Source organism: Mycobacteriales bacterium, assembly GCA_035504215.1.
Lineage (GTDB): Bacteria > Actinomycetota > Actinomycetes > JAFAQI01 > JAFAQI01 > DATAUK01.
Window position 1 is genome coordinate 1 of sequence record DATJSI010000061.1, and the last position, 20,770, is coordinate 20,770.

A 20,770-nucleotide genomic window follows, 5' to 3' on the forward strand; every position below is an offset into this window, starting at 1 on the left:
GGATCTACGACGGGGTCGGGTCCGTCCTGGGCGGTGAACTGGCCGGCGGCGAGGCGGTCCTCGGCGGTGCGGTCGGCGGCGTCGAGTCGGTCGGCGAGGGTGTGTTCCACGGAGCTGAGGCGCTGGGCAGCGGCGCGATCAGTGGCGCCGAAGCGGTCGGCGGCGGCGTACTCGGCGCTGCCGGGGCAGTCGGCGGCGGCGTCGTCGGCGGCCTCGAGGACGTCGTGCAGGGCTTTTCCGACGGGCCGTCCGGCATCGTGCGCGGGGTGGTCGACGGCGTCGAGTCGATCGGCGGCGGGCTCGTGACCGGCGCCGAGGACCTGGGCAGCGGTCTTTTCCACGGCGTCGAGGACGTCGGCTCGGGTGTGGTGAACGAGATCGGCAACGTCGGGGAAGGTCTGCTGCACGGCGGCGAGAGCGTGGTGGAGGGAGTCGGTAGCGGAGTCGCCGACGCCGCCGCCGGGTTGCTGCACGGCGCGGAGGACGTCGGGTCGGGCGTCATCAACGATCTCGGTAACGTCGGCAGCGGCCTGCTTGGTGGGATCGAGTCGGCCGGCGGCGGGGCGATCCACGGGCTCGAGGACATCGCGGGCGGTACGGTCTCGGCCGCCGAGTCGATCGGGTCCGGCGCGGTCAGCGCGGTTGAAGGCGCCGCGAGCACCGTGGCGGACGCCGGCAGTGCGGTCGTCGACGCCGCCGAGGATGCGGGGAGCGCGGTCGCGAGCGCGGCAAGTGACGCGGTGAGTGATGCCGAGAGCGCAGCGAGTGATGTCGGAAGCGCAGTGTCCAGCGCTGCGAGCGATGTGGCCGACGCCGCAAGCGACGTCGTGGACGACATCGGCGACCTGTTCTGAGCGAAGCGCCGGTCGGTCAGGGCCCGAGCTCGACGAGCATCCCTTCGTAGCTGCGGATCATGACGCGGCTGGCATCCACCGCGGCTTGTTTCGACAGCGGGTTCTCGGCGCGCCTCCGCCAGGCGTCGAGCCGGGTGAGCAGCGCCTGACGGACCTCGGGCGGCTCGGCCTCGGCTGGTAGTCCGATGCGCGCCGCGGGTGGCTGACCCGATCGTTCGAGCAGTTCCTCCGCCTCGGCGAGCAGGTCGTCGGGCAACGGGATCCCGCCGAGTCGCAGCGCGTTCAGCAGCCGGAGCTCGGCCAGCTCGTGCGCGCCCGCCATCAACGCCTCGAGCGGTTCCGCCAGCCCGTCCACTGGGTACGCCGCGACCAGACGGGCGAGCGCGGTCATCGCCGAGCGGGCTTTGAGCAGCCCGGCGCGCGCCGCGATCTGGCTGCCGACGGTACGACGGAGCTGGGTGAGTCCGCTCACCTCGGCGAGCGCCGCGGCCAGCTGGGCGGCGGTCGCGTCGGGCGAGCGCGCCAACCACTCGACGGCGTACCGCACGCCGTACAGGCCGAACCGCTCCACCAGCTCATGACGTTGCGCGGCATCGACGACGGCGTCGACCGCGGTGTGTTCGGCGGAGAGCTCCTGGATCGAGCCGAGCACCGGTGACGCCGCGGTGACGCCTGCGCCGGTGAGCGAGCGGAGCGAGCGGAACTCCTCCTCACGAAGCGTGACCGCCGCCTCGGCGAGCAGGCCGGCTACCGGGACGACGTCCTGGACGAGCCGGCGCAGGGTGGGCTGGGCGACGTAGCGGTCGGCAATCGCGCGTGCCGACGTCATCGCGTCGAGCCGGCAGACACCGATCTCGTCGGCGCGGGACAGGACGGCGAGGCAGTTGACCGGGTTGGGTTGCGCGAGATCGTGGTCGTGGAAGCTCTCGAGCAGCCGGACGTCCGCGGTGTGCATGTGTCGCATCAGGTAGATCACGGCGTCGACGGAGCCCGGGTCGTCGCTGCCCGCGTCGAGGAACGACGTGGTCCGTCTCGAGAGGTCGGCGGACAGCGAGGCGATGCCCGGCGTGTCGACGAGCGTCATCGTGCGAAGCGCCTCGCTCGGCCAGTCGACCATGAGCCAGCGCAGCGAGTCGGCGGTGTCGTCATTGAGTCGGACGTCGAGAGCGCCGTTGCGCGAGAAAGCGACCGGATAGGGCTGGCCGTCGACCGGAACGGCGGTCACCTGGCAGATCTCGGCCCCGCGGTACCACGTCACTATCCGGGTGCACTCGCTCGCGTCGGTCGGAGCGAGCTCCTCGCCCACGAGGGCGTTCAGCAGCGTGGACTTCCCGGCCTTGACCTTCCCGGCGATCGCGACGCGGACCGGCAGCTCGAGCCGGCGGCGGATCTCGACCGAGCTGGCGGCCGCCGGTGTTCCGTCGTACGCCGAGACCGCGCGGTCGGCAACCGAGGCGGTGCGCGCCAGGAGGCTGTCCATCCTCACGCCTTCCGGGGCGACGGCGCGAACCTTGCCGCTTGCTGGGCGAGCTGCGCCAGCGCGCTGAGCCGCTTGTCGACGTCGGCGAGCTTTGCGGTCCGATCCTTTTGCGCACCGGCAAGGGCGGCGGTCGCCTCTTGCACGGCGGCAGTCGTGGAGCGGACCAGCTCTTCGGCCCGTGCCGAGTAGGTGTCGCGCAGTGCGCGCTGCAAGGACCGGACTGCGTCGCGAGAGTCCTTGCCGACGACGAACGACGCCTCGTCGGTGTAGCGGCGTACCGCGGACTTCGCGTGGTTGCGCCGGGTCTCGACCTGACGGTTGTGCTCCTCGCTGACCGACCGCGTTCCCAGCACCAGGCCGAGGCCGAGCGTGATCGGGTTCAGCGAGCCGGTGAACAGGTGCAGCATCGAAGCGCCGCCGAGCGCTCCGAACATCGACATCCCGCTGTAGGTGTTGCGGAACAGCGAGATCGCGGTGGCTCCCGCGCCGCCTTGCAACGCCGCCTTGGGAAGCTCAGGGTCGATCACGCCGTCGAGCAGGTGGGTCGGAGCGGCGACATTGATGACTTCGCCGAGATCTGCCGCGTCCTCGGCGAAGATCGCTGCGACCCGCTCGGTGAGGTCGTGCGCGTGCCGGGTCAGCAGCAGGTAGTTCTCGGTTACGTCGTAGACGACCCGGGTCTCGAGCCACTGCGCGAACTCGTCCCACATCTTCACCGGGTCGCTCTGGTCGATCGCGCTTTCCGCTTCCTGCGAGATAACGCGCATCCGCGTGCGCATGTCATGGTCGACCTCGCCCTGCAGGTCGGCCATGCCGTCGTTCAGCACGAGCTGCCACTTCGAGGTCTGGCCGCGCAGCGCCTCGGCCCGGCGCTTGGCGTCGTCCAGGCCGGCCTGCAGGTCCTCGTGGTTGCCACCGGTCGCGAGCGCCTGCTTCGCGGCCGCCAGCGGAGCCGCCAGCAGCTGCAGGACCCCGACCACATCGGTGCCGGCGGAGCGCAGTGCGAGTGCCTCCGCGTTCGGCGCGATGCGCTGGACCAGCACGCCTTCGAGCCGGCCGAAGCCGGATGCCTCGCCGAGGGCGGGATCGTTGGCCGCGCGGCCGCGCGCGCGCAGCTCGCAGGACACGGTGAGGATCGGCGCCGCGATGCCGGCCCGTTCGAGATGCGCGCGGTTCGCCGCCACGACAGCGTCGACGAAGGGGAAGATGTCGGTCTTCGCCATGACGCAGATCACGGTTCCGCACAACCGCATGGCGTGGCCGAGGAAGGACACCTCCGGCTCGGTGAGCTCCGACATCGCGTCCGAGACGAAGACCAGTGCGTGGACGGACGGCAGCGTCGCCAGCGTGCGCAAGGCGTGCTCGGACTGCAGACCGCCGACGCCCGGCGTGTCGATCAACGTGAGGCCGGCCTTGAGCAACGGGCTCGGGACTGCCACCTCGACCCGCTGGTAGTCGCTGCCGTCGTGGATCGCGGCGCGTAGCTGCGATGCCGACAGCGGGTGCGCGGTCTCCTTCGGCGGATCGCCGCTCACCGAGATCCCGGTGATCGCCAACGCGTCGGCGTACCGGAGGACAGTGGGTACGGCGGTGCTGATGTCGTCGTCGACCGGGCAGACCGGGCCGCCGACCAGCGCATTGACGACCGAGCTCTTGCCCTTCTTGAACTCGCCGACCACCGCGACCCGGGCGCCCTCGCTGGTGAGCCGTCCGGCGGCAGCCGACAACCGGCTGACCAGGTCGGCGCGACCGGCGCCGCGGGCCACCTCGGCCACTGCCCCGATCAGCTTCAGCAGTTCGGCGCGCTGCTGCGGCCCGCCCGTGGCGGCGCCGGCCGGGCTGGCAGCCGGTGCGGTCACCTGGTGACCTGGAGACCGGGCACTAGAGGAAGTTCTCGATGTCGTCCCCGACGTCCTCGATGCCGCTGCCCACGTCGTCGATCGCACCGCCGACAGCGGATACGACGTCGCCGGCACCTTCCACGGTGTCGCCGACCAGGTCCGCGGCGCCGGTCGCGGCGTCGCCGACGTCATCGACCGCGCCCTCGGCCACGTCGCCGACCGCGCCGACGACGTTGCCTTCGCTCAAGGCGGTGCCGGCGTCGGTCAGCGAGGACGAGGTGTCGTTGAGAATGTCCCGGCCCGTGTCGTAGGTGTCGGACGCGGCGCTCTCGACGGCGGGAGCCACTGCCTCACCGACGAAGCTTCCGATCGCGGACCCGGCGATGGTGCCGACCGGTCCGATGATCGAGCCGGCCGCGCCGCCGATGATCCCGCCGGCGGTCGAGATGGCCGCGGTCTCCGCGTCGCCTGCGATCGCCGCGGTGTTGCCGGTCACGAGGTCGTTGAGCACGCCGAGATCGGCGTCCACGCCCGGCAACCCCAACGCGGTTGCGCCCACGTCCAGCCCGCCGATCACACCCTCCTCGGCCGCTCCGGTGTAGTTCCCGTCGGCGAGGTCATACGCCGCGCCCGCCGCCGCCCCGATCGGTATGCCGGTGCCGACGATGTCGCCGACGACGTCGTTGACGCCGCTGAGGTCGACCCCTCCCAGCGTGCTGGCGACGTCACCCGCACCTGACGCGAGCGATCCGCCGAGGCTGTCACCGAGGTCCCCGAAGCTCGAGCCGGTGCCGTCGTCGATCGGGCCGCCGCCGCCGTCGATGACCATGGTCGGTTGGACGTCGCCGCCGATCGGATCGCCTTCGGCGAAGGTCGGTTCGGCGACCCCCGACTCGATCGGCCCGCCGCCGCCGTCGACGACCATGGTCGGTTGGACGTCGCCGCCGATCGGATCGCCTTCGGCGAAGGTCGGCTCGGCCGGTGCCGGGATCGTGGCCTCGGTGGGGACCGCCGCCACCGGTACGCCACCGGCGGGCGGCACAAAGCCCATCTGCTCGAGACCTTCTCCGAGCGCGCCGAGGTTCATGTCGCCGATGATCGGGAGGTCGGAGGCCGCGCCGGCGAGCGCACCGGGGTCGACCGCACCGAACCCGGCTTCGCCGGCGCCGGCCGGGTCGAAACCTGGTGTTCCGAAGCCCGCGGAGGCGGCACCGGCCACGTCGCCCACGATGGGCAGCCCGCCGAGCGCGTCGGAGAATCCGCCGACCGCGCCGGGATCGATGCCGCCCACCCCGGGGTCGGTGCCGAACCCGGGGGCAAGCGTTCCGATGACCTGCTCGCCCGCCGCCGCCGTACTGCTCGCGACCTCGCCGGCCAGCTCACCGAGCGCCGCGGGGTCGATGCCCTCCAACGGCGCTTCGGTGCCGGTCGTGAACATCCCGCCCAGCGTCGGCTCCGCCACCGAGACGCCGGGGTCGAACATCCCGCCGAGCGGCGCTCCGGGGACCGCGAACCCCGGGTCGCCGAGGCCGCCCGAGGTCTCCGTCGCCGGCGGTGTGAAGCCGGCGTCGCCGGCTGTCTCCCCGGCGCCGGGCACCTCGAAGCCGGCGTCACCGGTGCTGACCGGCGTCGCGACGATCGGAGCGCCGGTGATCCCACCACCGGCCGAGGCACTCGGGGGAGCGAAGCCAGGGTCGCCTCCGCCGAGGTTGGTCGTGCCGCCAGGAAGGGTGAACCCGGCGTCACCGACGCCGGAGGACGCGCCGGCGGGTGGGCTGAAGCCGGGATCGCCGCCACCCGCCGCCGGGGTGCTGAGCGGCGTGGCCGTCGGGCTGGTCGTGGCGGCCGACGGTTCGGCGATCCGCGCGTCGAACGGGTGCCCGGCGGGTGCGGGCACGTTCGGCTCCGGGGCGAATTCCGCCGCCGGGGCGTAGCTGGTCAGTGCCTCCGCGGGGATTGCGCCCATGCGGTCGAGGGCGATCGCGAGGTTCAGTGGTTCGGCCGACCCCAGTGGCAGGTAAGGGACCAGCTCCGGGTGCAGCGACCCGAACTGCGCGAGCGCCTGCTGGACCAGCTCCGGCGGGGCGCTCGCCAGCTCGAACGGCGGTTGTCCGGGCGGGCCGGCCGGCTCGCCGGGTGCGGGTCCGGCCGGCGCCGGCGCGGCGCCCTCGACCGGCGGCGCCGCCGCATGGACGGGCGCGCCGGCCATCTCGCCCGGTCCGCCGACCTGCGGCATCGGCTGGGCCACCGAGTGCGGTTGTTGAGCCTGGCCGAGCTGACCGTGCATGAACGACTCGAGGTAGCGGAGCAGTTCTTCCAGAGATGCCATGACGCCTCCCTTGGGTGGCAGCGGTGCGTTACAACGTCGACGTGGGTGCCGGGGCCTTCACCGGGCTGAAGACGCCGTAGTAGCTGTTCTGCGAGGGGACCCACTTGATCAGGTCGAGGCGCAGCGGGCTGGTCGGGGTCTTGGTGTTGTAGAAGAGGATCTCCGGCCCCTGCAGGATCACGCTCGGGTGATAGGCCTTGTGGGTCTGGGCCGCAACCTCGGCGGCGCCGTTGTTGCTCTGGACCACCGCGACGATCTGGGTGCCGTCGCTGTCATGGAAGACCACGACGAACTCCGGGTCGACGTCGTTGCTGCCGGTGAGGTTTGCCGTACTGACCGACGCGGTGTTCCAGCTCGCCGAGTTGCCGTCGCTTTCCAGCGCGGGCGTCCACGTGCCGTCGGAGTTCTGCGTCAGGACCTCGACCCGCGGCCCGTTCGCCGTCGGGTCGGTCGAGGAGGAGAAGAACGCGACGACCTTCTCGGGCGCACCGTTGAGATCCCAGGTCACCGTCTGGCACTGGGCCGAGAAGTCCGGTCCCGGGTTGGTAGGGGTCAAGCCGTTGGCGGTGGCGGCAACCTCCTGGCAGTCGGTCGACCCGGAGGTATCGACCGGAGTCGTGGTGGTGGGAGCCGCGAGCAGCAGGTTGTCCGTCGTGATCTGGTGCGGTTTCGACTCCGGCGCGCCACCGGTGTGCGTCGTACCGCCGGCAGGTGGCGTGGCCTGTTGCGAGACCCCGGTCCCGGTTTGCGGCGAGGAGCTGTGGTGGTGGCGACCGAACATGAAATAGGCGCCGACACCGAGCAAGGCGAGCCCCAGGATCGCCGGCAGGATGACCGCGATGCCGCCGCGCCGCTCACGATGTACCGGCGGCGGTGGCGGTGGCGGCCGGTCTCCGATCCCCGGCGCCGTGGTCAGGGTGCTGGTCGCACCCGGCGAGCCGCCGGCGGCTTCGGCGGCGAGCCCGGCGCCAACTCCGGCGAGTGCTGCGGTCGGCGCGAGCGCCAGGCTCGCGTCCGCCGGTCCGGGCTGCTCCGGCAGTGCGGGCGAAGCGACGGCGGTGGCCTCGGCTGACTCGCCGACGGCCGCGGTCCGCGCTGCGATCGCGGCGCCGAGCGCGATCGCGTTCTTCGGGTGGGCATCGACGGCGACCGGGCGCCCGAAGGCCGCCGAGACGGTCTGGGCGACCAGCGGGATGCGTGACGAGCCGCCGACGAGGAGGATCGCGCGGACCTCCTGCGCCTCGACGCCGGCGGAGGTGAGCGAGCGGCGCATCGCGCCGATCGCGTCGTCGAGGCGCGGCCGGATCATCGCCTCGAGCTCGGGCCTGGTCAGGCGCACCTCGGTCGTCACCGTGGGCAGCAGGACGGGAACCGACGCCTGGGTGTCGGCGGAAAGCACCTCCTTGGCCTGCACGCACTCCTCGCGGAGGCGCGCCACGGCGGCGAGCGCGGTGCTGTCGTCCGGGTCGAGCTGGTCGAGACCGGGCTCGATCATGCCCGCGACGTGGGCGAAGACGGCGTCGTCGAAGTCGATGCCGCCGAGCCGCTCGATGCCCTCGGGCTCGCCGAGGATGTCGAACCGGCCCTCGGCTACCTTCCGGATCACCGCCGAGTCGAACGTCCCACCCCCGAGGTCGAACACGGCGACGACGTCACCGGGCTCGACCCGCTGCTGCGAGGCGTAGAAGATCGCGGCCGCCTGCGGCTCGGTGAGCAGCGTGGCCTCGGCGAGATCGGCCAGCCGCACCGCCTGGCTCAGCAGGTCCTTCTTATATGCGCCCCAGTTCGCCGGATGCGTGACGGCGACCCCGGCCGCGGGCTCGCCCTCGGTCCGGGCGATCGCCGCGACCACCCATGCGAGCAGCTTCGCGGACAGCGCCTCCGCGGAGTACGGCGAGCCGCCGACCAGCAGCGGCGTCGTGTCGCCCAGCCGGCGCTTGAACTCGCGCGCGACCCTGCTGGGATCGCTGAGCGCGCGTCGTTGTGCCGCCTCGCCGACGAGCAGCTCGCCTTGCTCACCGATCCAGAGCACGGACGGAACCGCGGTCGAGCGGTCTCCGAGGGCGGCGACTTCAACCTGGTCGTCACGGGCCACGGCCGCTGCCGTGTACGTCGTACCGAGATCGACCCCGATGTAGTACGCCACGAAACCCCCGCCACCGCCGGGCAAATCCGACTTGGGCAGTGTGTCACCGGGTTGCCGTGCGCTCAACCGGAACGGCTGGCCAGGAGCCCGCCGGTTGCGGCCCGCCGGAGGTCAGGCCTCGGGCAGGTCGAGCACCAACCCTTCGCACGCCGCCCGCACCGGGAGGCCGTCGGTGGCCAGCTCGGCCAGGATCTCGTCGATCTCGTCGTCGGTGCGGGTGGGCGCGTGATGGAACAGCATCAGGCTGCGCGCGCCGGCCTCGCGGGCCAGCGCGACGGCGTACTCGGGGCTCGCATGCCCGAGGTAGGCCACCTCGGGAAACTGGCTGGCCCGGTGCTGGGCGTCGTGGATGAGCACATCCACGTCGTGGGCGAGCTCGAGCGCCGCCGCGTGGCGCTCGCCGAGCCCGTCCGGACCGGGACCGAGCGAGATCGGGCTGTGATCGGTGAGGTAGGCAAGAGAGGCCTCGCCGCGGCTGACCCGGTAGCCGAACATCCGGCCGCCCTTGTGCGGGATCTCGAGCGCGCGGACGGTGAAGCCCTCGAAGCTGTGCTCACCCTCGTCGATCGTGTCGAAGCTCCAGCCGGCTCCGAGCTGGTGGGGGAGCACCGGGAAGTGCGGCGGCGAGAAGGCGCGAGCGAGCAAGTCCTCCGCGGGCACACCCTGCTCGGGCAGCCGGAGGTGCAGCCGCGCCCCGGGCATCCCGCCGCCGGCGAAGAACGGCAGGCCGTGGGTGTGGTCCCAGTGCAGGTGACTGAGCAGCACGGTCCCGTCGAAGGGCCGGCCGGCGAGCAGCGGCGTCACAGCCATCAGGCCGGTGCCCGCGTCGAGCAGCAGGCGCGGCGGCCCGTCGCCGTCGGACAGCGCGAGGCACGACGTGTTGCCGCCGTACCTGAGGAAGTCCGCACCCGGCGAGGGCGTGGAGCCGCGTACGCCGCAGAAGGTCACCCGGATCACGATCGGTCCGCCTCGCCTGGTCCCGGGCTCAGCCGGTTGCCGGCTGCTCGGTGCGCGCCCAGCGCGTGCCGGTGAGCTGGACGAAGGCGGTGCTCGGCGGCGCAGACTCGAGCGCGCGCAGGAACTCGGCGCCGTCGATCCGCAGCAACTCGCAGTCCTCCTCGGTCCGTACGGTGGCGGTGCGCGGCACGCCGCGCACCAGCCCGATCTCCCCGACGTACGCCGGGGCGACGACGCTCGGCAGCGCACGCGACGGACCCCCGTCAGCGGCCGCCGACACGGACAGTACGCCGCTGACGAGCACCCACAGCGCGTCGGCCGGGTCGCCCTGCCGGATGAGAACCGTACCGGTCGGCACGGTGCGGGGTTCGGCGGCCTGGGCCAACCGCTCGAGCACCGGCCGGTTGGCGCCGGTGAACAGGTCGAGGCCGGCGAGCAGCTCGACGGTCGGCTCGATCCTGGCCGCTTCGGCGGCGGTGCGCCGGTCACCCTGGACGAGGATCGGCAGACCGAGTACGGCGAGCACCGGGATCGCGATCCCGGTCACCTCCAAGGTGACAACGACGCCGGAGTGGCTCAGCAGGGCCGCCACCGCGAAGCTGGCGAGCAGGATCGCAGAGGTCACGATCGCGTCGAACGCGCCGAGAACCCGGCTGAGCACGCCGCGGTCGAGGTCGCGCTGTAGCGCCGTGATCGCCAGGATGTCGACGATGATCATCCCCACGCCCGACACGACCTGGAGGACGAAGGCCGCGACCGGCGCGTGGACGAACGCGGTCACAAGGTACGGCAACGACTGCAGCGCGATGCTGCCGACGATGATCGGCGCCAGCCGGCGTGAGCCGCTGAGCCGGTTCGCCAGCCCGGCGGCCAGCACGCCGCCAAGGGCGCTGCCGGCAAGAAGGTAGCTGTAGCCCTTCGGTCCGGTGCCCAACCGGACGGACAGCGGTGCATAGATCACCGTGCTTGCGCCGTACACCATCGAGTCGAGGGCGCAGAACGCCACGAGGGTGATCGCCACGCGCTCGGAGGCAAGGGCGCGGAAGCCGGCGACCCATTGCGCGACGATGCGGCCGCCCGGCTCGGCATCGCCGCGCGAACGTACGGTCAGCCGGCTGACGAGGAACGCAGCGACGAAGAAGCTCGCCGCGTTGATGACGACGCCGGACAGCGTCGACCCGCTGAGCAGCAGCAGGCCGCCGATGCCGGGGCCGACCACCACGACGACGCTTTCGATCGCCGCGAAGATCCCGTTCGCGGCGGCGAGGTCCTTCTCGTCCACCACCTGCGGGGTGAGTGCCCCGGCGGCCGGACGGTACGGCGCGGCCGCGGTCGCGGAAAGCACGGTCAGCACCAGAAGGGTCCACACCGGGCCGTGCAGGCCGACCGATAGTGCGATGCCGGCCATGACGATCCCGTTGGCGGTGGCCGACGCGATCATGACGGTCGTGCGCTGGTAGCGGTCGGCGAGCACCCCGGCGTACCCGCTGAGGAGCAGCCCAGTCACCCACCGCGAGGCCGACAGGCCGGCCAGCCAGACGGTCGAGCCGGTGCGGGAGTAGATGTCGACGGCGATCACCACCGCGTAGGACCAACTGCCGATCTGGTCGATGAGCGACGCGGAGACGAGGAGCCGGAAATCGGGCCGCTGCAGGGCGTCGCGATACCGCCCCCGTGCGCCCAAGCCGGCCTCCCTTGCCTCTGCGGCGCACACGATGGCATCGGATTCGCCGTCCGTCGAGACCTTGGGACGCCAGAAATGTCCCGGAGTTCGGGATTGACAGCCCGAGGCACGGCATAGTGACCTTAGGCAACTGATCAACATTCCTGGCGATCGGACAATGGGCGACGTCGTGCTGTGTGCCACATGTGGCGCAGAAAGCGCGCCGGGCAAACGCTTTTGCGGTGAGTGTGGCGCGCCGCTGAGCGCGGTCTGCCCGTCGTGCGGAGCGGCCCTGGTGGCGGGCAAGCGGTTCTGCGGCGACTGCGGCACCGCGCTCGCGGCCGGCTCGGCAGCGGCGCCGGTAGTGACCGGAGCGCCGAAGGTCGAGCCGGTGCCGGTGGCCGAACGCCGGGTCTGTTCGGTTCTGTTCTGCGACCTGGTCGGGTTCACACCGCTGTCAGAGGCGCGTGATCCCGAAGAGGTCCGTGAGCTTCTGTCGCGCTACTTCGACCTGGCCCGCACGGTGATCGGCCGGTACGGCGGCGTGGTCGAGAAGTTCATCGGCGATGCGGTCATGGCGGTCTGGGGGGCGCCGGTCGCTTCCGAGAACGACGGCGAGCGCGCGGTGCGCGCCGCCCTCGACGTGGTCGACGCGGTCGGTGCGCTCGGCCGCGAGATCGGAGCCGAGAGCCTGGCGGCCCGCGCCGGCGTCGTGACCGGCGAGGTCGCGGTGACCGTCGGCGCGGTGGGCGAAGGGATGGTCGCGGGCGATGCCGTCAACACCGCTGCCCGGGTGCAGACCGCCGCCGACCCGGGCAGCGTGCTCGTCGACGAGGGCACCTGGCGGGTGGCGCGGGGGTCGATCGCGTTCGAGGACGCGGGGGAGCACTTCCTCAAGGGCAAGTCGGAGCTCGCCTCCCTCTGGCGGGCTCAGCGGGTCGTCTCGGGATCCCTGGGCAGCCAGCGCATCGATGGCCTCGAGGCTCCCATGGTCGGACGGGACAACGATCTTCGCCTGATCAAGGACCTGTTCCACGCGAGCGCCGACCGCTCGTCCGCCCGACTGGTCTCGGTCGTGGGCCCGGCGGGAGTCGGGAAGTCGCGGTTGGGCTGGGAGTTCTACAAGTACATCGACGGCCTTGCGCAGCTCATCTCCTGGCATCGCGGGCGTTGCCTGTCCTACGGCGACGGGGTCGCGTTCTGGGGCCTGGCCGAGATGGTGCGCCAGCGCCTGCTGATCGCCGAGGAGGACTCGGCCGGGGTCGCCGCGCAAAAGCTCGACGAAGGTCTCGAGCGGCTCGTGAGCGATCCGGGGATTCGCGAGTACGTCCGGCCGCGGCTCGCCCTGCTGCTCGGGGTGGACACCGACGAGGAGACGCTGATCCGCGAGGAGCTGTTCGCCGGCTGGCGGACGTTCTTCGAACAGATCGCCGCGACCGATCCCGTCGTGCTCGTGATCGAGGACCTGCAGTACGCCGACAGCGGCTTCCTCGACTTCATCGAGTACATGCTCGACTGGGCGCGAGACATCCCGATCTACGTGCTGACCTTCGCCCGTCCCGAGATCGAGGACCGCCGGCCGGGCTGGGGGACCGGCCGGCGCAACGCGACGTCGCTCACCCTCGACCCGCTCGACGACGCCGCTATGGACGCCATGATCGACGGGCTCGTCTCTGGCATGCCGGCAGCGGCGCGCACCGCGGTAGCGGCGCAGTCCCAAGGCATTCCGCTGTACGCCGTCGAGACGGTCCGCATGCTCATCGACCGCGACGTCGTGCAGCCGGTCGAAGGCGTCTACCGGCTCGTGGGCGACATCGGTGAGCTGGCCGTACCGGGAACCCTGCAGTCGCTGCTCGCAGCCCGGCTCGATGCGCTCGAGCCCAACGCGCGGCGCCTGGTTGCGGACGCCGCGGTCCTCGGCGGCACCTTCCCGGTCGAGGCCCTCGTTGCGATCTCCGGCATGCCCGAAGCCGAGATCGCCGACCTCCTCGCGGACCTGGTGCGTCGCGAAGTCCTGATGGTGCGGGCGGACCCTCTCTCGCCGGATCGCGGGCAGTACGGCTTCGTCCAGACGTTGTTCCGGCAGGTCGCGTACGAGACGTTGTCACGACGGGAGCGCAAGGCCCGCCACCTTGCGGTTGCCGAGCACCTCTCGCGAACCTTCGCCGACGAGGGCGAAGAGGTCGCGGAGGTGATTGCGCAGCATCTGCTCGACGCGCTCGCCGCCGTGCCGGACGACGACGACGTGACCGTCATCAGGCGGCGCGCGGTCGACCGGCTCACCCGTGCGGCCGACCGGGCCAAACGGACCGGTGCACCGGTCGTCGCGGCGCGCGTGCTGAGCAACGCTGCAGATCTGCTGGAAGAGCTCGGAAGCGAGCAGGCGGACGTCGATGCGGCGCGCCTGCTCGAGCAAGTGGCGAAGCACCTGGTCGAGGCCGCGGCCTTCGAGGCCGCCGAGCAGGCGTATCAGCGCTGTGGAGTCCTGTACGGCCGGCACGGGATGCCGCGTGACGTTGCCCGCGCGAAAGCGGGAATGGGTAATGCGATGCGCCGGCAGGCCCGCTACGAGGAGAGCCGGGTCGTGCTGCTGGAAGCGCTCGAGGTGCTGCAGGACGGCCCGGACGCGGACACCGTGGAAGCGCTCAACCTGGTCGCGTCGCTGGAGGGGTTTGCCGCGAACCACGCGGAGGCCGAGCGCTACATCACGCAAGCCTTTGGGCTGGCCCACGAGCTCGGCCTTCCGCTCAGCAACTTCGTGCGGCTGTTCATCTCCCAGGGAATCATCGAAGACGGCCAGAACCGGCACGCGCAGGCGGTTGCGTCGTACCGCGAAGCAAGCCGGCTCGCTGAGATCTTCAGTGACACCGACCGGCTCGGCATGGCCAACCTCAACCTCTCCGACTCACTGCTGGCCCAAGGGTCGTGGGACGAGGCGGTAGAGGTCGCGCAGCGAGGAGTCGAGCAGCAGCGTCGTGCGGGTGCAGGCACCTGGCAGTTCGCGACCGGCAACCTCCTTCAGGCCTTGCTCTTCGCCGGTCGCTGGGACGAGTGCGACGCGGTCGCGCAGCGGACGATGACCGAGAGCACGACCGACGAGCCCTACCTGCTGTGGATGGTGGATGTGCTCGCGGCGCTGCGCGGGACGGAGCGTGACCCGGCCAACCTCGAGGTCGTTCGGACGCTCGCCGGCTCCGAAGGCCCGCAGGATCGGATGATGGTCGCGATCACCGAGGCATTCGACGCAGTGGCGCGCGGCGACCATGCGCTGGCGCTTGCCAAGGCCCAAGCCGCGATCGACGTGGGCGAGCAGATCGGCATTGCGGGCGAGGGCGTCCGGTGGTGCTGGCCGATCGCGGCGGATGCCGCGCTGGCGCTCGGCGACATTCCGCAGGCCCAGCGGCTGCTGGACTGGTGCGACGAGCGCCCGGTTGGTTTTCTGCACCCGATTCTCCGGGCCGACCGGCTTCGCGTGCAGGCCCGCCTGCAAGCCGGCCGGGGCGATCCGGCGGCGGCTGCGACCTTCGAGCGCGCGATCGAGGCGCTGCGCGAGACCCGCTCCCCGTACTACCTCGCGGTCGGGCTGGCCGATTTCGCGGACTACCGATTGGCGAGCGGTGATCTCACCGCCGGCGCGGAGCTGGCTGCGGAGGCGCGGGCAATCGCTGCCCAGCTCGGCGCCGGGCCGCTGCTCGCCCGGCTGGCGGCGGTCTGGCCGGATCCAGCCGTCGACGGGTTGTCGGCCCAGCCGAATCAGGTGCTGGACACCGAACAGCTCTCGGTCGTCGACAGCTGATGGCGACACGCATGGCCCACAGGTGTCGCTAGGGCGGCACGCATGGCCCATGGGTGTCGCTAGGGCGACTCGCATGGCCCACGGTGTCGCTCGTTGGGGCGGCATGCGAGCGTGCGGCCGAGCGGGTTCAAGATCGCGAAAGTACCCTTCGGGCGTGACGCGTCCCGGTGTAACGCGCCTACCGGCGGGTAAGTCGCAGGCAATGGAGACCAGCAACCGGTCGGCCCCGCCCCGACCGGTGATCGCGGACGTGCACCCGCGGGTCGAAGACGGCAGGTACGACGCCAAGGCCACCGCCGGCGAGCTCGTCGAGGTGAGCGCGGACGCCTTTGCCGACGGCCATGACCTGCTTGCCGTCGAGGTGGCCTACCGGCACGAGTCGAAGCGACGCTGGACGCGGGTCCGGATGGCATCGGTCGGTAACGATCGCTGGCGGGCGATGATCGAGCTCGCCGGGCCCGGCCGCTATCACTTCCAAGTGCATGCTCGGGTCGATCATTTTGCGACCTGGCTGCACGAACTGCGGGCGCGGGTCGCGGCGCGCCAGGACGTCTCGCTCGAGCTGCGGGTCGGCCTCGAGCTCGCCAAGCCCGCGCTCGCCAAGGCCAAAGGCGCCGACCGGGCCGGGCTGGCCGAGTTCGTCGGCCGGCTGGAGGCGGGCCGGACACCGGACCTGGCAGACGTCGACGACCACGAGATCACGGCGCTCGTCGGTCGCCATCACACGACCAGTCCGGAGGCCAGCTCCGCGGTGTACGGGATCCGGGCCGAGCGGGAACGCGCCCGGTTCAGCACGTGGTACGAGTTGTTTCCCCGCTCGACGAGCGCGAGGCGGGGGACGCACGGCACGTTTCGCGACGTCCTCGACCGGCTCGACTACGTGGCCGATCTCGGTGCCGACGTCTTGTATCTTCCGCCGATCCATCCGATCGGCACCACGGCGCGCAAGGGCCCGAACGGCGCACCGAGCCGGTCCAAGAAGGACGTCGGGAGCCCGTGGGCGATCGGCTCGCCCGAGGGCGGCCACACCGCGATCCACCCCGAGCTGGGCTCCTACGAGGACTTCGACAAGCTGGTCGCAGCGGCACGCGACCGTGGCATCGACGTCGCCCTCGATCTCGCCTTCCAGTGCTCACCGGACCACCCGTGGGTGACCGAGCATCCGGAGTGGTTCAAGCATCGTCCCGATGGCTCGATCCGGTACGCCGAGAACCCGCCGAAGAAGTACGAGGACGTCTACCCGCTCGACTTCGAGACCGAGCACTGGCATGCGCTGTGGAGCGCGCTGCTCGACGTCACGCTGTTCTGGGTCGGCCATGGCGTCACCGTGTTCCGCGTCGACAACCCGCACACCAAGCCGTTCGCGTTCTGGGAGTGGCTGATCCCGACCGTGCAGCAGGAGCACCCGGAGGTGCTGTTCCTCGCGGAGGCCTTCACCCGGCCGAAGATCATGAAGCAGCTGGCGAAGCTCGGGTTCACCCAGTCGTACACCTACTTCGCCTGGCGGACCGAGAAGTGGGAGCTCGAGCAGTACCTCACCGAGCTGACCAAGACCGATGTCGCCGACTACTTCCGGCCCAACTTCTGGCCGAACACCCCCGACATCCTCACCGCCCAGCTGCAGCACGGCGACCGCCGTACGTTCATGGTGCGGGCGTTGCTTGCCGGGACGCTGGCCGCGAGCTGGGGGATGTACGGCCCCGTGTTCGAGCTCTGTGAGACGCGACCGCGTCACGAAGGCTCCGAGGAGTATCTCGACGGTGAGAAGTACGAGATCCGCCGGTACGACCTCGCGTCACCGGCCAGCATCGCGCCGTTCATCAGCCGGCTGAACGCAGCCCGGCGGGCCCAAACCGCGCTGCAGCACGACCGCACGCTGGAGTTCCACGGGATCGACAACGACCAGCTGATCGCGTACTCGAAGACGGTGCCCGGCTCCAGCGGGCTGTCCGCCGACGCGGCCGAGTGCCCGGTGCTGGTCATCGTCAACCTGGATGCCCGCTACCGGCAGTCCGCATGGATCGACGTGCGTCTCGACGTGCTCGGCCTCGATGTGACGACGCCGTACGTCGTCCACGACCTGCTGACCGACCAGCGCTACGAGTGGCGGGGCTCGCGCAACTTCGTCATCCTCGAGCCCGACGTCACGCCGGGTCATATCTTCCGGGTCGAACCGCCAGGCGGAGTGCTCGAGTGACTTCGACCGCCGAGGCTCTCCCGCCGGTGGAGACGGTGTCGACGTGGTACCAGGACGCCGTCATCTACGAGGTGCACGTCCGCGCGTTTGCGGACAGCGACGGCGACGGCATCGGGGACTTCCGCGGGCTGCTCGGCAAGCTCGACTACCTGCAGGAGCTCGGAGTGACGGCGCTCTGGCTGCTGCCGTTCTATCCCTCGCCGTTGCGCGACGACGGCTACGACATCGCCGACTATCGCAAGGTGCATCCGGCGTACGGCACGCTGCGTGACTTCCGTGCGGTGCTGCGTGGTTGCCACGAGCGGGGGATCCGGGTCATCACCGAGCTGGTCCTGGCGCACACCTCGGACGAGCACGCGTGGTTCAAGCGCGCGCGGCTGGCACCCGAGGGCAGCGCTCATCGCGACTTCTACACCTGGAGCGACACCCCGGAGAAGTACCGCGATGCGCGGATCATCTTCACCGACACCGAGACCTCCAACTGGGCCTTCGACCCGGTGGCGAAGGCTTACTACTGGCACCGCTTCTACTCCCACCAGCCGGCGTTGAACTATGACAGCCCGCAGGTTCGCCAGGCGATGTTCGACGTCGTCGACTACTGGCTCGACATGGGGGTCGACGGCCTGCGCCTCGATGCAGTGCCCTATCTCTACGCCCGCGAGGGCACGACCTGCGAGAACCTCACGGAGACCTACCAGTTCCTCAAGGACCTCCGCCGGCACATCGACGAGCGTTACGACGACCGGATGCTGCTCGCGGAGGCGAACCAGTGGCCGGAGGACGCCGTGAAGTACCTCGGCGACGGCGACGCCTGCCACATGGCGTTTCACTTCCCGCTGATGCCACGGCTGTTCATGGCGGCCCGCCAGGAGGACCGTTTCCCGATCGTCGACATCCTCAACGAGACGCCGCCGATCCCGCCGAACTGCCAGTGGGGCATGTTCCTGCGCAACCACGATGAGCTGACCCTCGAGATGGTCACCGACGAGGAGCGCGACTACATGTACCGGGTCTACGCCGAGGACCTGCAGGCCCGCATCAACGTCGGCATCCGCCGCCGGCTCGCGCCGCTGCTCGGGAATGACCGGCGGCTGATCGAGATGATGAACGGCCTGCTGTTCTCGATGCCGGGTACGCCGATCGTGTACTACGGCGACGAGATCGGCATGGGGGACAACATCTATCTCGGTGACCGCAACGGGGTGCGGACGCCGATGCAGTGGGACGCCGACAAGAACGCCGGGTTCTCGACCGCGAACCCGCAACGGTTGTACCTGCCCGTGATCATCGACCCCGAGTACCACTCGCAGGCGGTCAATGTCGCCGCCCAGGACGAGAACCCGAGCTCGTTGCTCTGGTGGATGCGCCGGCTGATCGCATTGCGAACCCGCTACCAGGCGTTCTCGCGGGGCAGCCTCGACCTGCTGTTCCCCGACAACCGCAAGGTGCTCGCCTTCCTGCGGTGCTTCGGAGACGAGACGATTCTCGTCGTCGTCAACCTGTCGCGCTTCACCCAAGCCGTCGAGCTCGACCTGTCGGCCTACCGCGGTGCGATCCCCGTCGAGCTGTTCGGCAGCAGCGAGTTCCCCGAGGTCGGCGACCTGCCGTACTTCATCACCCTCGGTGGCCATGGCTTCTACTGGTTCGCTCTCGAGCGCCGCCGCGACGACCGCTCGCCGCAACGCACGCTGACCATCAGGGGGCGAGCGGCCGATGCGCTGAACGGCGGTGCCCGCGCACCGCTGAACCGGGTCCTTCCGGCGTACCTCGCCGAACGGCGCTGGTTCCGCAACAAGGCGCGCCGGATCCGGGCCACCGAGATCGTCGATGTCATCCCGGTCCCGTCGGCAGGATCCAGCCGGGCCTCGAGCGCGCCCGTCGGACATCTGGCGATCGTCGACGTACAGCTCGACCAGGGCCTGCCGGAGACCTATGTGCTGCCGCTCGCCTTCGCGGCCGAAGCTCCGGCGGACGAGATCCGCAAGTGGCGGCCGCAGACCATCGTCACCGAGATCTCCTGCGCCGACGGTCACGGGGTCATCTACGACGCGATGACTGCGCCCGAGTTCGTCACCTCGCTGCTGGCGCTGATGACACGCCGGCGCAACGTCAACGGGCTCAACGGCCGGCTCGAGACCTCGCCGACGCGGTCCATGCGCGCGCTCTCGCGCGGACTCGGTCCCGACACGCCCGTGCTGATGGTCACCACCGAGCAGACGAACAGCTCGGTCATCGTCGGCGGGGAGTTGGTGATGAAGCTCATCCGCCGAGTCGAGGACGGTCCGAACCCCGACGTCGAGGTCGGCCGGTTCCTGACCGAACGAGCTCGATTCCCTTACGTCCCAACGGTTGCGGGCTCGATCGACTATCGCGACGGCGATGGTGCGAGCGCCACGATCGCGGTTAGCCAGCAGTTCGTCCACAACGAAGGCCCGGGCTGGGACTACGTGCTCGACGCTCTCCAGCGGGTCATCGAAGAAGTGCTGGCGCACCCGACGCCCGAGGTATTGCGGCTGGTCGTCCCGGCGCACCCGCTCGATGCCGCCGGGATCGAGCCCGACCGTAGCCACCCGCTGGTCGGACCGCACCTTCAGTGGGCAGAGATCCTCGGCCGGCGTACGGCGCAAATGCATCTCGCGCTGGCCTCCAACCAGGCCGACCGGGCGTTCGCGCCGGAACCGTTCACCGCCGTCGACCGCAGGTCGCTCAACCACGCGACGCGCAGCTTGTTGCGCAGGTCGCTCCGAGCGGCGCAGTCGATGCCGACCCGCTCGGCGTGCGTCGACGAGGTGCTGTCCCGGGAGAGCGAGATCCGGACCTGGCTGGAGTCCGCGATGAAGACGCCGATCAAGGTGGCCAAGATCCGGTGTCACGGCGACTACCACCTCGGTCAGGTGCTCTGGACCGGCAAGGACTTCGTGATCATCGACTTCGAGGGCGAGCCCGCCCGGCCGCTGTCCGCGCGGCGGCTGAAGCGACCGGCCCTGGTCGATGTCGCCGGCATGATCCGCTCGTTCCACTACGCCTCGAAAGTCGTGGGCGCGCACACCAACCGTGACCTGACGCTCGCCGGTGAGCGCGCGGACATCGACCCCCTGCTCACGAGCTGGTATCGCGCGATCGCCGGCGCTTTCCTGCGCGCCTACCTCGATGCGGCCGGCGATGCGCCGTTCCTGCCCGCCGACCGCGACCAGCTCGCGGCACTGCTGGACTTCCTTGTCATGGAGAAGGCGATCTACGAGATCGGCTACGAGGCCAACAACCGGCCGGACTGGATCGACGTACCGGCGCAAGGCCTGCTCGACCTGCTCGAGGTCACCGCGTGACGGCGGCGTCCACGAGGCGTTCGCTGCACGAGCTGGCCCGGCGATGTGGGGTGCAGCTCGCCTACACGGCAGGCGACGGGCGGCGCGTGTCGGCTCCGACCGATTCGCTGGTCGCCATCCTGACCGCACTGGGCCACCCGGTCGACGACGCGAGGAGTATCGAGGCGCAGCTCGAGCGCGT

At 70.8% G+C, this 20,770-nt stretch carries 11 protein-coding genes and 1 pseudogene; 6 read left to right on the forward strand and 6 right to left on the reverse strand.

The window, feature by feature from the left end:
* Nucleotides 1-854 (forward strand): hypothetical protein (locus tag VME70_07590; protein HTW20055.1); only part of this gene is annotated, 854 nt, incomplete at its 5' end.
* Between the two features lie 16 nt (nt 855-870).
* Here VME70_07590 and VME70_07595 read toward each other — a convergent pair.
* The 6 genes from VME70_07595 to VME70_07620 all read right to left on the reverse strand — a co-directional run bounded on the left by VME70_07595 (nt 871) and on the right by VME70_07620 (nt 11,291).
* On the reverse strand, nt 871-2,334 hold the full coding sequence (locus VME70_07595) for a dynamin family protein (GenBank protein ID HTW20056.1): 1,464 nt from the start codon (nt 2,332-2,334) through the stop codon (nt 871-873).
* Nucleotides 2,335-2,336: 2 nt separating this feature from the next.
* Entirely contained in the window at nt 2,337-4,193 is a 1,857-nt protein-coding gene (locus VME70_07600) for a dynamin family protein (GenBank protein ID HTW20057.1), read from the reverse strand.
* A gap of 22 nt (nt 4,194-4,215) precedes the next feature.
* Nucleotides 4,216-6,504: a hypothetical protein gene (locus VME70_07605; GenBank protein HTW20058.1), complete on the reverse strand. Its 2,289-nt coding sequence runs from the start codon at nt 6,502-6,504 to the stop codon at nt 4,216-4,218.
* A gap of 28 nt (nt 6,505-6,532) precedes the next feature.
* Complete coding sequence (locus tag VME70_07610; protein HTW20059.1) at nt 6,533-8,650, reverse strand: Hsp70 family protein; 2,118 nt, start codon at nt 8,648-8,650, stop codon at nt 6,533-6,535.
* Nucleotides 8,651-8,761: 111 nt separating this feature from the next.
* Nucleotides 8,762-9,607 (reverse strand): MBL fold metallo-hydrolase, encoded by an 846-nt coding sequence (locus VME70_07615; protein ID HTW20060.1) that lies wholly within the window; start codon nt 9,605-9,607, stop codon nt 8,762-8,764.
* Nucleotides 9,608-9,635: 28 nt separating this feature from the next.
* Nucleotides 9,636-11,291, reverse strand: coding sequence for an MFS transporter (locus VME70_07620; GenBank protein HTW20061.1), 1,656 nt, complete (start codon nt 11,289-11,291; stop codon nt 9,636-9,638).
* A gap of 157 nt (nt 11,292-11,448) precedes the next feature.
* On the opposite strand from VME70_07620, the gene VME70_07625 reads away from it, so the two are divergent.
* The 5 genes and pseudogenes from VME70_07625 to VME70_07645 form a co-directional block, all read left to right on the forward strand.
* Nucleotides 11,449-15,066, forward strand: a complete 3,618-nt coding sequence (locus tag VME70_07625) for an adenylate/guanylate cyclase domain-containing protein (protein HTW20062.1) — start codon at nt 11,449-11,451, stop codon at nt 15,064-15,066.
* A 154-nt stretch (nt 15,067-15,220) separates the two neighbouring features.
* Entirely contained in the window at nt 15,221-17,263 is a 2,043-nt protein-coding gene (locus VME70_07630; protein ID HTW20063.1) for an alpha-1,4-glucan--maltose-1-phosphate maltosyltransferase, read from the forward strand.
* Nucleotides 17,260-18,915 (forward strand): annotated as a pseudogene (gene treS, locus VME70_07635) (maltose alpha-D-glucosyltransferase). Before VME70_07630 ends, treS begins: the two are co-directional and overlap by 4 nt.
* Before the next feature lie 42 nt (nt 18,916-18,957).
* On the forward strand, nt 18,958-20,589 hold the full coding sequence (locus VME70_07640; GenBank protein ID HTW20064.1) for a putative maltokinase: 1,632 nt from the start codon (nt 18,958-18,960) through the stop codon (nt 20,587-20,589).
* Nucleotides 20,586-20,770 (forward strand): hypothetical protein (locus VME70_07645; protein HTW20065.1); only part of this gene is annotated, 185 nt, incomplete at its 3' end. The genes VME70_07640 and VME70_07645, both read left to right, overlap by 4 nt.